General features: G+C 52.2%; 12 protein-coding genes. 9 read left to right on the forward strand and 3 right to left on the reverse strand.

The window, feature by feature from the left end; translation table 11 throughout:
• Nucleotides 1-128 precede the first annotated feature (128 nt).
• Nucleotides 129-2,810, forward strand: a complete 2,682-nt coding sequence (gene acnA, locus AC790_RS14175) for an aconitate hydratase AcnA (RefSeq protein ID WP_049852197.1) — start codon at nt 129-131, stop codon at nt 2,808-2,810.
• A gap of 45 nt (nt 2,811-2,855) precedes the next feature.
• Here acnA and ribA read toward each other — a convergent pair whose 3' ends face one another.
• The gene (gene ribA, locus AC790_RS14180; protein ID WP_007892427.1) at nt 2,856-3,449 is read right to left on the reverse strand and encodes a GTP cyclohydrolase II; all 594 of its coding nucleotides are present in this window, start codon (nt 3,447-3,449) and stop codon (nt 2,856-2,858) included.
• Between the two features lie 229 nt (nt 3,450-3,678).
• On the opposite strand from ribA, the gene pgpB reads away from it, so the two are divergent.
• The 5 genes from pgpB to yciH all read left to right on the forward strand — a co-directional run bounded on the left by pgpB (nt 3,679) and on the right by yciH (nt 7,290).
• On the forward strand, nt 3,679-4,443 hold the full coding sequence (gene pgpB, locus AC790_RS14185) for a phosphatidylglycerophosphatase B (RefSeq protein ID WP_049852198.1): 765 nt from the start codon (nt 3,679-3,681) through the stop codon (nt 4,441-4,443).
• A gap of 127 nt (nt 4,444-4,570) precedes the next feature.
• Nucleotides 4,571-4,876 carry a LapA family protein gene (locus tag AC790_RS14190; protein ID WP_007892429.1) on the forward strand — a complete coding sequence of 102 codons (306 nt, stop codon included), beginning with the start codon at nt 4,571-4,573 and terminating at the stop codon, nt 4,874-4,876.
• Nucleotides 4,877-4,882: 6 nt separating this feature from the next.
• The gene (gene lapB / locus AC790_RS14195) at nt 4,883-6,052 is read left to right on the forward strand and encodes a lipopolysaccharide assembly protein LapB (RefSeq protein ID WP_007892430.1); all 1,170 of its coding nucleotides are present in this window, start codon (nt 4,883-4,885) and stop codon (nt 6,050-6,052) included.
• Between the two features lie 207 nt (nt 6,053-6,259).
• The gene (gene pyrF / locus AC790_RS14200; protein WP_049852199.1) at nt 6,260-6,967 is read left to right on the forward strand and encodes an orotidine-5'-phosphate decarboxylase; all 708 of its coding nucleotides are present in this window, start codon (nt 6,260-6,262) and stop codon (nt 6,965-6,967) included.
• Nucleotides 6,967-7,290 carry a stress response translation initiation inhibitor YciH gene (gene yciH, locus AC790_RS14205; protein ID WP_007892432.1) on the forward strand — a complete coding sequence of 108 codons (324 nt, stop codon included), beginning with the start codon at nt 6,967-6,969 and terminating at the stop codon, nt 7,288-7,290. Before pyrF ends, yciH begins: the two co-directional genes overlap by 1 nt.
• A gap of 69 nt (nt 7,291-7,359) precedes the next feature.
• Here yciH and osmB read toward each other — a convergent pair whose 3' ends face one another.
• A complete protein-coding gene (gene osmB / locus AC790_RS14210) occupies nt 7,360-7,578 on the reverse strand; it encodes an osmotically-inducible lipoprotein OsmB (protein ID WP_049852200.1) in 219 nt (72 codons plus the stop codon).
• A 246-nt stretch (nt 7,579-7,824) separates the two neighbouring features.
• Between osmB and araD the strand changes: the two genes are divergently transcribed.
• From araD to AC790_RS14225, 3 genes are all read left to right on the forward strand, one after another.
• Nucleotides 7,825-8,523, forward strand: coding sequence for an L-ribulose-5-phosphate 4-epimerase (gene araD, locus AC790_RS14215; RefSeq protein ID WP_049852201.1), 699 nt, complete (start codon nt 7,825-7,827; stop codon nt 8,521-8,523).
• Between the two features lie 230 nt (nt 8,524-8,753).
• Nucleotides 8,754-9,737 (forward strand): 2-keto-3-deoxygluconate transporter, encoded by a 984-nt coding sequence (kdgT, locus tag AC790_RS14220; RefSeq protein ID WP_007892437.1) that lies wholly within the window; start codon nt 8,754-8,756, stop codon nt 9,735-9,737.
• Between the two features lie 145 nt (nt 9,738-9,882).
• Nucleotides 9,883-10,749 (forward strand): crotonase/enoyl-CoA hydratase family protein, encoded by an 867-nt coding sequence (locus AC790_RS14225; protein ID WP_007892438.1) that lies wholly within the window; start codon nt 9,883-9,885, stop codon nt 10,747-10,749.
• A gap of 15 nt (nt 10,750-10,764) precedes the next feature.
• On the opposite strand, the gene pdeR is transcribed toward AC790_RS14225, so the two are convergent.
• Nucleotides 10,765-12,750 carry a cyclic di-GMP phosphodiesterase gene (gene pdeR, locus AC790_RS14230; RefSeq protein WP_007892439.1) on the reverse strand — a complete coding sequence of 662 codons (1,986 nt, stop codon included), beginning with the start codon at nt 12,748-12,750 and terminating at the stop codon, nt 10,765-10,767.
• Nucleotides 12,751-12,807: the final 57 nt, after the last annotated feature.

A 12,807-nucleotide genomic window follows, 5' to 3' on the forward strand; every position in this document is an offset into this window, starting at 1 on the left:
ATTTTTCATTGTGTTTTAATGTGTCATTTCGTGTTGTTATCAAAACGTTAACGGGAATGTGGTCTATCTTTAAGTTAAACCTTGCAGTCACTGAGGTTTAAAAAGAGATTTACTTACATGGAGGCGCTATGTCGTTAACGTTACGTGAGCAGAGTCAGGACACGCTGGATGTTCGGGCAAAAAAATATCATTACTACAGCCTGCCTAAAGCCGCTCAGCAATTGGGCAATATTGATCGTTTGCCCAAGTCAATGAAAGTCCTGCTTGAAAACCTGTTGCGCTGGCAAGATGGTGACTCTGTCACGCTTGAAGATATTGAAGCGCTGGTTGCATGGCAAAAAGATGCCCATGCCGATCGCGAAATTGCCTACCGCCCCGCGCGTGTATTGATGCAGGATTTTACCGGTGTGCCCGCAGTGGTGGATTTAGCCGCCATGCGTGAAGCGGTAAAACGACTGGGTGGTGACGTTGCTAAAGTCAATCCACTATCCCCGGTTGATTTGGTTATTGACCACTCGGTCACCGTAGACCATTTCGGTGACAATGAAGCTTTCGGTGAGAACGTTCATTTAGAGATGGAGCGTAATCACGAACGCTACGTCTTCCTGCGCTGGGGGCAAAAAGCCTTTAATCGCTTCCGCGTTGTGCCGCCGGGCACCGGGATTTGCCATCAGGTCAACCTGGAGTATTTGGGTAAATCAGTTTGGCATGAAACCCTAAATGAGGAAGACGTTGCCTATCCGGATACGCTGGTTGGTACCGATTCACATACCACAATGATCAATGCGCTTGGCGTGTTAGGGTGGGGCGTTGGCGGTATTGAAGCCGAGGCTGCCATGTTAGGCCAACCGGTTTCTATGCTGATTCCTGATGTAGTGGGCTTTAAACTCACAGGGAAACTACGCCCCGGTATTACCGCAACCGATCTGGTATTAACCGTCACGCAAATGCTGCGTAAACATGGCGTGGTCGGCAAATTCGTTGAATTCTACGGTGATGGCTTAGCTGACTTACCGCTTGCCGATCGTGCCACTATCGCCAATATGGCTCCTGAATACGGAGCAACCTGTGGCTTCTTCCCTGTTGATGACGTCACATTAAGTTATATGACGCTCACGGGCCGCGATGCAGAGCAGGTGGAATTGGTTGAAGCTTACGCCAAACAGCAGGGCATGTGGCGTAACCCTGGCGACGAGCCGGTGTTCACCAGCTCCCTGGCACTGGATATGGGTAGTGTCGAATCCAGCCTTGCGGGACCCAAACGACCACAGGACCGTGTTTCACTGGGCGATGTTCCGACTGCATTTGATGCCAGCAATGAGCTGGAAGTCAATCAGGCTCAAAAACCGCATAAAACCGTCAGTTACCGCGACAGTGAAACCGGAGATAGCTATCAGCTGGATGATGGCGCGGTGGTGATCTCGGCGATCACTTCTTGCACCAATACTTCAAACCCAAGCGTATTGATGGCTGCCGGTTTGCTGGCCAAAAAAGCGGTTGAACGCGGTTTGATGCGCAAACCATGGGTCAAAGCTTCGCTGGCGCCGGGATCGAAAGTCGTTTCTGATTATCTGGCCGTTGCGCAATTAACACCTTATCTGGATGAGCTGGGTTTCAATCTGGTCGGGTACGGTTGTACCACCTGTATTGGTAACTCGGGTCCGCTGCCGGATGCTATAGAAAGCGCGATTAAAGAGGGCGATTTGACGGTCGCCGCGGTGCTTTCTGGTAACCGTAACTTTGAAGGACGTATACATCCATTAATCAAAACTAACTGGCTAGCATCACCACCGCTCGTCGTTGCTTATGCCTTGGCGGGCAATATGAAAATCAACCTTCAGTCCGATCCGCTTGGACAGGATCGGCAGGGTAATGATGTGTTTTTGCAAGATATCTGGCCATCGCCGGAAGAGATTGCGGAAGCGGTGCAGAAAGTAACCAGCGATATGTTCCACAAAGAGTATGCCGAAGTCTTTGATGGCACGCCGGAATGGCAGCAAATTAAGGTGAGTGAGGCGGCAACCTATGATTGGGATGGCGACTCGACTTACATTCGTTTGTCGCCATTCTTTGACGACATGGAGAAAACACCGAAGCCGGTACAGGATATTAAAGGTGCGCGAATTCTGGCCATGTTGGGCGATTCGGTCACCACCGACCACATTTCGCCGGCAGGGAGTATCAAAGCTGAAAGTCCAGCTGGGCGCTATTTACTTTCGCACGGTGTTGAGCGTACCGATTTCAACTCGTACGGTTCACGTCGCGGCAACCATGAAGTGATGATGCGCGGCACCTTTGCCAATATTCGCATCCGCAACGAAATGGTACCGGGCGTAGAAGGCGGTTATACCAAACACTTCCCGAGCAACGAACAGCTGGCGATATACGACGCCGCGATGAAGTATCAGCAAGAAGGCGTGCCGTTAGCAGTGATTGCCGGTAAAGAGTACGGCTCAGGTTCCAGCCGCGACTGGGCGGCAAAAGGACCGCGCTTACAAGGTGTGCGTGTGGTCATTTCAGAATCATTTGAGCGTATTCACCGCTCTAACCTGATTGGTATGGGGATTCTGCCACTGGAATTTCCGCAAGGCGTAACGCGCAAAACGTTGCAGCTTACTGGGGAAGAGTTCATTGATGTTGCGAACCTATCGCAACTCAAGCCAGGTGGCACGGTTGCTGTGACGCTGACGCGTGCAGATGGCAGTAAAGAGACGTTGGAAACACGCTGCCGTATCGACACCGGTAATGAATTGACCTATTACCAGAACGACGGTATTTTGCACTACGTGATACGCAACATGTTGAACTAAAAGAAAAGCCGGGATTTCCCGGCTTTTTTATTTGTTAGCACCCGCTTAAGACTTGGGTAATAAGTGACCCATTTTTTCGGCTTTGGTATCAAGATAGTGAGCATTTTTCGGGTTACGCCCGACAACCAGCGGCACGCGTTCTACGATATTGATGCCGGCTTCTGTCAGGATCTCAACTTTACGTGGATTGTTCGTCAGCAAGCGCACTTCATTGACGCCCAACAGTTTGAACATATCTGCGCACAAGGTGAAATCACGCTCATCGGCGGCAAAGCCGAGCTGATGATTCGCTTCGACGGTATCGTAACCTTTATCCTGCAGAGCATAGGCGCGGATCTTATTTAACAAACCGATATTACGACCTTCCTGACGGTGATACATCAGAATGCCACGACCCTCTTCCGCAATGGCCGTTAACGCGGCTTCCAGCTGAAAACCACAATCGCAGCGCAGGCTGAACAGGGCATCGCCCGTCAGGCATTCAGAATGGACGCGCGCCAATACCGGATTGTGATCGCTTATATCTCCGAAAACCAGCGCGACATGGTCGTGGCCGGTTGCCAGTTCTTCAAAACCAACCATCAGGAAATCTCCCCATGGCGTGGGCAGTTTGGCTTCTGCTACCCGTTTAAGCTGCATGTGACTCTCCAGAACCTTCAGAGGATGCGCTATCATCATGATAACGCACGGGCCCACGTGGCCCGATGAAACTTACGCTATTGTGCCACAACCCGAACTCTCGCCGTTAATCGGTCAGAGTGATTGTAGTGATAAAGCACAATTATCCAAGCCGCAATGGGTATGTTATTCTTTTTTCAGCTAAAGTTATGCATGTCGCGCGGGTTAATGCGGATCTAAAAGGAAGCGAATGTTAAAAATCATTCAGCGCACCACCTTCGGGGCGTTTTTATTATTGCTGATGCCACTGGGTGTCTGGTTATCGGGCTGGCAATGGCAGCCGGGGAAAAGTGGCGATCTGCTGCGTGTGCTGTTCTGGATGACCGAAACGGTAACCAGCCCATGGGGGATTCTCACCAGTATCATCCTCAGCGCGTGGGTGCTGTGGTGTTTACGCTTTCGTCTTAAGCCGGCAATTTTGCTCATCCTTATAATGAATGGCGCAATTCTGGCCGGTCAGTACACCAAATCCTCCATAAAAGAACATGTTCAGGAACCGCGTCCTTATGTCATCTGGCTGGAAAAAAGTCATGGCATTACCGGCGATGAGTTCTATCAACTGCATCGCCAACAGCGTAGCGAAATGGTTTCAACTTTACTGGCCAACGATACGCAACTGCCACAGTGGTTAAAAAATCATTGGGCGTTTGAGACCGGTTATGCGTTCCCTTCCGGACACACTATGTTTGCCGCCAGTTGGGCGCTGCTGGCAATCGGTTTACTTTGGCCGCGCCGCCATATCGCTACGGTAGCGGTATTGTTTGTTTGGGCGACCATGGTGATGGGCAGCCGCTTAGTGTTAGGTATGCACTGGCCGCGGGATCTGGTTATGGCAACCCTGATTTCCTGGCTACTGGTGACGGTAGCAACCCTGTTAGCCCAGCGCTTCTGCGGACCCTTAACCATTCCGCCAGAAGAACATCGGGAGATCGCGCAACGCGATGATGGATTGTAATTTGGCTGCTTGCCCCCATATGATTGATTGCGCTTACAGAAAAATGCGCTAACTGATATGGGTATAGCAGCATCAACGGCGCTTTTTTGGCATACTTCTACTGGATAACCTCTCGACAGGACGCATTGTGAAATATTTGCTTATTTTTCTCGTGGTTTTGGTCATTTTTATCATCTCCGTGACGCTCGGAGCGCATAACGACCAAATCATCACCTTTAACTATCTGCTTGCGCAGGGCGAATTCCGGATTTCAACATTGTTGGCCAGTCTGTTTGGCGCTGGGTTCATTCTGGGATGGGCGATTTGCGGCCTGTTTTGGTTACGTTTACGCGTATCACTTGCTAACGCGCAGCGAAAACTCAAGCGGATGCAGGCGCAGAACGAACAAGCCACGACGGTGACTACGACGTCCACTGCTGGCCGTCGGGATTAATTTTCGATGCTTGAACTGCTGTTTCTGCTTCTTCCCGTTGCTGCGGCGTATGGCTGGTACATGGGCCGACGTAGTGCGCATCAGGATAAGCAACACGAAGCGAATCGCCTGTCACGTGAATACGTTGCGGGGGTTAACTTCCTGCTTTCTAACCAACAGGACAAAGCGGTCGATCTGTTTCTCGACATGTTGAAAGAGGATAGCGGCACGGTCGAGGCGCATCTTACTCTGGGTAATCTGTTCCGTTCACGTGGTGAAGTTGATCGCGCCATTCGCATCCACCAATCGCTAATGGAGAGCGCCTCGCTCAGTTATGAGCAGCGCCTGCTAGCGATTCAGCAGCTTGGCCGCGACTACATGGCCGCAGGGTTATACGACCGCGCAGAGGATATGTTTGGTCAACTGGTCGAGGAAACCGATTTTCGTATCGGTGCTTTGCAGCAGTTGTTGCTGATTCATCAGGCGACCAGTGACTGGCAAAAAGCCATCGAAGTGGCGGAAAAACTGGTCAAGCTCGGCAAAGATAAGCAGAAGGGTGAAATCGCCCATTTCTATTGCGAACTCGCATTGCAGGCGTTAAGCAGCGACGATCTTGATCGTGCCATGAGCTTATTGAAGAAGGGCGAATCAGCCGATCATCAAAGCGCCCGTGTCTCCATCATGATGGGGCGCATCCTAATGGAGCAGGGCGAGTACGCGAAGGCTGCAAGCCGATTGCAGCGCGTGCTGGAACAGGACAAAGAGCTGGTTAGCGAGACGTTGCCCATGCTGGAAACTTGCTATCAGCGCCTGAATCAGCCTGAGAATTGGGCACAATTTTTACAGCGTTGCGTTGATGAAAATACCGGCGCCGCAGCCGAGCTTTATCTTTCCGATATCCTCGAACAGCAGCAGGGCCCTGAAGCCGCGCAGCTCTATATCAATCGTCAACTCCAGCGTCATCCAACCATGCGTGTGTTTCATCGTTTGATGGATTTCCACCTGCACGAAGCAGAAGATGGACGCGCGAAAGAGAGCTTGATGGTGTTACGCGATATGGTCGGTGAACAGATTCGCACCAAACCCCGTTATCGCTGCCAGAAATGCGGCTTTACCGCTCATGCACTTTACTGGCATTGCCCATCATGCCGGGCTTGGTCTTCCGTTAAACCTATCCGCGGACTCGACGGCCAATAACAGTGGCCGTGTTGTCTTTATTTTATCGCCCTTATTAGTTACAACATACTTATGACGTGAGTAATATCGCAACCTTCGACTGTCGTGCATTTAGCCGTTAAACAGGCTGGTTGATGCGGAACCACGATTGTTGTCTCCGGCCTGAGCAGGTAGAATGCTTGCCGTTTGTCCATCGCGCCTGCGGGTGCCTGTCACTGAGGAAACGTTATGCCTGCAACCACTTCACCAATTCTGGTGGCACTCGACTATCACGATCTCAACAGCGCGCTGCAGTTTATTGACCGCATCGATCCGAGCCAGTGCCGCCTGAAAGTCGGTAAAGAGATGTTCACGCTGTTTGGTCCATCTCTGGTGAAAACATTGCAGCAACGCGGTTTTGAGGTGTTTCTTGACCTCAAGTTTCATGACATCCCGAACACCACTGCGCATGCAGTGGCGGCAGCGGCCGATCTCGGTGTATGGATGGTGAATGTGCACGCCAGCGGCGGGGCTCGTATGATGAATGCAGCGCGTGAAGCGTTGCTGCCTTTTGGTAAAGATGCGCCAATGCTGATTGCGGTTACCGTACTGACCAGCATGGATGAGGACGATCTGAAAGGCTTAGGCATTACGCTGTCTCCAGCGCAGCAGGCTGAACGCCTGGCGCGTTTAACGCGTGATTGCGGTCTGCACGGCGTTGTTTGTTCGGCACAGGAAGCCGCACACTTCAAACAGGTAATCGGCCAGGATTTCGCGCTGGTGACGCCAGGCATTCGGCCGGCAGGCAGCGATGCCGGCGACCAGCGCCGTATTATGACGCCGCAGCAGGCAAAATTCGCCGGCGTAGACTATATGGTAATTGGACGTCCGATCACCCAATCCGCCGATCCTGCCGCTACGCTGCAGCAGATCCTGCAAAGTTTACAGGAGGCATAATGGCTCACGACAATCGACTGGTTTATTCCACTGAAACCGGACGCATCGCGCCAGAAGAAGAAAAAGTCGCCCGTCCTAAAGGTGATGGCATTGTGCGCATTCAGCGTCAGACCAGCGGACGGAAAGGAAAGGGCGTATGCCTGATAACCGGCGTTGACCTTGATGATGCTGCACTGGAAAAACTGGCTGCAGAACTGAAGAAAAAATGTGGCTGCGGCGGGGCAGTGAAAGAGGGCGTGATTGAGATTCAGGGTGACAAGCGCGATCTGATCAAAACGTTGCTGGAAGCCAAAGGTATGAAGGTGAAGCTGGCCGGCGGTTGATAAAGTTCGGGCCACCTTGTGAGTGGCCCGTTGTTAAGTAGATGCGCTGCGTAGCCTGATTATTATAATTTACTTGCTAATCTGATGGCCGATGATACCGCCGACGGCCGCGCCGCCTACCGTGCCCAGCCCGCTACCATTGGTCAATACTGAGCCGCCAATGGCACCCGCACCCGCACCAATTGCAGTGTTGCGGTCGCGTTTTGACCAGTTTGAACAGCCGCTCAGCGCGACAACTAAAGTGGTAGCCAATACGACAGCCGTAAAACGTTTCATTGTTGTAGTCATTAACTTCTCCTTGATTGTTAACACCGAGGTAACTCTTTAAGTATAGATGTTACATTGCACTCGGCAGGGTAAAACGGTCCTAAACTGCGAGTTTGTAACCCACTTTTTATTTAATGCTCAAAACCTACCCACGCCACACATTTACAGCCTCAGCCACTTTCCGCAGCTTTTACAGCTAATCCTTCCATAACGCTTTTAGCGCCAGCTCCGCACAATTCAGCTATCACAGTTTGCAGGAGAACAAACATGCTGGAAGCGTTAAAGCAGCAAGTACTGGAAGCCAATCTTGATCTACCGCGTTACAACCTTGTCACCTTTACCTGGGGCAATGTAAGCGCCGTGGATCGCGAACAAGGTCTGCTGGTAATCAAACCGTCAGGTGTAAAGTATGAACAGATGCAGCGCGACGATATGGTAGTCGTTGAATTAGCCAGCGGTAACGTGGTTGAAGGTAAAATGCGCCCGTCATCAGACACCGCGACGCATCGCGCACTCTATCTCGCCTGGCCAGAGATTGGTGGCATCGTACATACGCATTCACGCCATGCCACCATATGGGCACAGGCTGGACGCGAAATCATCGCCTTGGGTACCACACACGCCGACGACTTTTACGGCACGATTCCCTGCACACGACCGATGAAGCGTGAAGAGATTGAGCAGGAGTATGAGTGGAATACCGGTCAGGTGATTATTGAAACCTTTGCTCAGCGCGGCATTCAGCCATCCGCCATTCCCGCCGCGCTGGTGAATTCGCATGGACCATTTGCCTGGGGTAAAGATGCACATGCTGCGGTGCACAGCGCGGTAGTCCTTGAAGAGGTGGCCTATATGGCGCTGCATACTGAACAGCTGCGTACTGAGTTGCCGCCCATCTCGCAAACCTTATTGGACCTGCATTATCTGCGTAAGCACGGTAAGAACGCCTGGTATGGACAAAATTGATTGGATTTAAAAGACTTAGGCGCCTATGGGCGCCTTTCTTTTAGCTTGTCTTTATCTGGTATGGCGATGCGCATCATAAATACAAAATGATCAGTCAATAAAATTAAAACAACGTTTCATAAATAGATGTGCGATCACTTTTTTCCTTCCCGTAGCCCGTTATCTTGCTCGCCATGCCATCCGGCAAATCATAAAACACCTCCCTCTGGCTCAGTTAAGGTGACATAACTATGCATATCAAACGTGCAATCGATAAAATTCCTGGCGGTATGATGCTGATCCCGCTGTTTCTGGGCGCGCTCTGTCATACCTTTTCCCCTGGTGCGGGCAAATACTTCGGTTCGTTTACTAATGGCTTGATGACCGGCACCGTACCAATTCTTGCGGTATGGTTCTTCTGCATGGGCGCATCCATCAAACTCAGCGCAACGGGCACGGTGCTGCGTAAATCGGGCACGCTGGTGCTGACTAAAATCGCTGTAGCCTGGGTGGTTGCGGCCATCGCTTCACGCGTAATGCCGGAAAATGGTGTGGAGGTCGGAATGTTTGCCGGGCTCTCGACGCTGGCATTAGTGGCGGCAATGGACATGACCAATGGCGGTTTGTACGCCTCAATCATGCAGCAATACGGGTCGAAAGAGGAAGCCGGCGCATTTGTCCTGATGTCACTGGAGTCGGGGCCGTTGATGACGATGGTGATTCTTGGAACCGCGGGTATTGCGTCGTTTGAACCGCATGTATTTGTCGGAGCGGTGCTGCCGTTTATCGTAGGATTTGCGTTGGGCAATCTCGATCCCGAACTGCGTGAATTCTTCGGCAAAGCGGTACACACCTTAATTCCGTTCTTTGCCTTCGCGTTGGGAAACACCATCGATTTAACCGTCATCGCACAGACCGGCTTGTTGGGCATCATGTTGGGCGTCGCCGTTATCATTGTCACCGGCATTCCACTGATTATTGCCGACCGTCTGATTGGTGGCGGTGATGGCACCGCAGGCATTGCAGCCTCAAGCACCGCCGGTGCTGCTGTGGCGACTCCGGTCTTAATCGCCGAGATGCTGCCCCAGTTTAAACCGGTCGCACCCGCCGCCACGGCTTTAGTCGCGACGTCGGTGATCGTCACTTCTGTTATCGTGCCAATCATCACCGCTGTTTATTCACGACGCGTTAAGCGTTCTCATGTTGCCGTAGGGCAGCGTGCCGCCATCAAGTAAGCCCGCTAATGCTTCCCCGGCCGGTGGTCGGGGATATCTCTGGATTTTGCTTTATAAATCAATCTCTCATTTGGTCTGGCCTCACTCTGGATTACGCTGATGTGGCGTTTAACGCACTACATAAACATAAACAGAGGATGAGACAATGACAGTAATTAACCAACCGACATGCAGACTGTTCACCGAAGTTGGACAAACCACACAGCTCGCCGCCTACTATGAAGAGGGGCGCCGTACTATGTGGATGATGCTGCGTGCGCAACCGCGCCCAAGTTTCAACCACGAATTAATTGAGGAGATCATGAACCTGAGCTATTCAGCCCAGCGTTCCGGTCTGCCGATTGACTTCTGGGTGACGGGTTCGTTGGTACCGCAGATGTTTAACGCCGGTGGCGATTTGCGCTTCTTTGTCGAGTGCATTCGTAACAACCGCCGTGAAGCGCTGCGTGCCTATGCGCGCGCCTGTGTGGACTGCATCCACTCCGCAGCACGGGGTTTTGATACGGGTGCGGTAACGCTGGCGATGATTGAGGGCAGTGCGCTCGGCGGTGGCTTTGAGGCGGCGCTGGCGCATCACTTCATTCTGGCGCAGAACAGCGCACGCATGGGTTTCCCGGAGATCGCGTTTAACCTGTTCCCGGGCATGGGCGGCTACTCATTAGTGGCGCGTCGTTCCGGCATGAAGCTGGCCGAAGAGCTGATTATGGAAGGAGAGTCACACAGCGCGGAGTGGTATGAAACGCGTGGTCTGGTCGATAAAGTGTTCCAACCGGGCGATGGCTATCGCACCACGCGGACCTTTATCGATACGTTGCGTCCAAAGCTCAACGGCGTGCGTGCCATGCTGAAGGCGCGTCAGCGCGTGTTGCAGTTATCACGCGCTGAGTTAATGGATATCACGGAGGATTGGGTTGATTATGCCTTCACGCTGGAACCGAAAGACATTGCTTATATGGAACGTCTGGTACAACTGCAGAACCGTCATAGCGCATCCTTGCGCAAAGCCGGCTAATCTCGCAAACCAGCGTTAGACGCGGGCAGGATGCTTAGCCAGCCAATGCCCGAGCTGTTCTGCGGGCATTGGTTTTGCATAATAATAACCTTGACGCCCATCGACACCGTTGGCCATCACAAACTTCTCTTCGGCTTTCGTTTCAATGCCCTCGGCAATCACCTGCAGCTTAAGGGCTTTGGCAACCGCGACAATCGCACGGACCAGCGACTGCGCGACAGGTTGCTTATTGATATTACGCACAAAGCTCTGATCCAGTTTTATGGCATCGATAGGGATGCGCGCCAGCTGGGAAAGCGAGGAGTAACCGGTACCAAAATCATCGAGATGAATTTGCGCACCCAGTTCCTGGAACTGCTTCATCAGCATCAGCGCGCCAGCTTCATTCTCAATCAAACAACTTTCCGTTAATTCGATATCGATCGGGCAATCCGTCAGGCCAGCTTCGGTCAGCGCATGTTTCAAATCAGTATAAATGCTCTGGTCGATCAGTTGCTTAGCGGAGACATTCACCGCGACACGCAGATAGATGCCTTCGCTACGCCACTTAATAATCTGCTGCAGCACATTGAGCATCACCCAGCGACCCAATGGCACAATCAAACCAGACTCTTCAGCATAGGAGATGAAGTCGCCCGGTGGCACCAACCCGCGCTCCGGTGAATTCCAGCGCACCAGTGCTTCGGCGCTTAGCACCTCGCCATCGGCATTCAGTTTCGGCTGATAATGCACCACCAGATGGTCGAGCTCGAGCGCTTTGCGCAGATTGGTATCGAGCCAAAGGTACTCAAACACCCGCTGGTTCATCTCATTTGCGAATACGCAGAACTTGCCGCGCCCGTTCTCCTTGGCGTGGTACATCGCGGTATCCGCGTTGCGAATCAAGCTTTCACGATCTTCGCCGTGCAGCGGAGCCAGAGCGATACCAATCGAGCAGCCGCTATACACCTCAATCAGGCCGATGCGGAAGGGCTGGCGCAGACGTTCAAGAATACGCGACGCCATCGCCTCCAGCGCCGCCTGGCTGGTATGTTCCGCCAGTACGACAAATTCATCGCCGCCGAGGCGCGCCAGCGTCTGGTCTTTGCTCAGGCAGCTGAGGATCGCCAGAGACACTGCTTGCAGCAACTGATCGCCGAACATATGGCCGTACGCGTCATTGACCTTCTTAAAATTGTCTAAATCGAGGTAAACCACACCGGTTTGACTGCCATTTGCCAGCTCCAGTGCCAGACTAATCTGCTGATGAATAGCGTTGCGGTTAGGCAACCCCGTCACCGTATCGGTATTGGCTAAGACGCGCAGCCGTTCCTGCGCCCGGCGCTCTTCGGTGATGTCCGTTCCTGAACAGATGAGGAAAATTTCATTTTTTCCGCTACCGCTGTGAACAAACTTATTACGAAACAGAAACAGTCGCTGGCCTTTACGGGTTTTAATCCAGCGCTCAACCTCGTAAGAACTGCCTTCACTGAAGAAACCGGCGATGTTACGCCGTGACGCCTGCGCTTCCTGCTTGGTCATAAACAGTTGAAACACATTACGGCCAATCACTTCCTGCTCTTTCAGTCCGGTGTACTCTTCGCTTAAACGATTGAATCGCTGAATATTGCCGCGTTGATCGAGTATCACAATCACGGAATTGGCTTCCGAAACTACCTGCTCCGCGAACGATAAACCGAGCGTCAAATCCCGCGCGACAGCAGAGGTATCGCCCCAGGCTGACGAGGTGCCAGCCCAGGTGGATTGATTAACTTTACGGCCAACAAAATGCATCGGTACCGGCTCGCCATGCAGCGACAGCGTGAGGTTAATACTGGAGGTTATAACGGTCATCGCACGCAACAAACTGGCTTGTGCGGGAGTAAGTGGAACCGCCATATTGGTATTCGCGTTCTCATCTTCGGCAAAATGCAAAGCATCACTATCTGAGGTTAAACGCCAATGAGGGCTGGTGGTGCCAAACAAGGTGTACAACAGTGTTTGCCCTTGTTCATCGGTCATGGAAACTTCCTCCGGGGGGAATGCTCAGCGGGCGGTATCTCATTATTTTAGCTACAG

Origin of the sequence: Pantoea sp. RIT-PI-b (genome assembly GCF_001187905.1) — a bacterium.
GTDB lineage: Bacteria > Pseudomonadota > Gammaproteobacteria > Enterobacterales > Enterobacteriaceae > Pantoea > Pantoea nemavictus.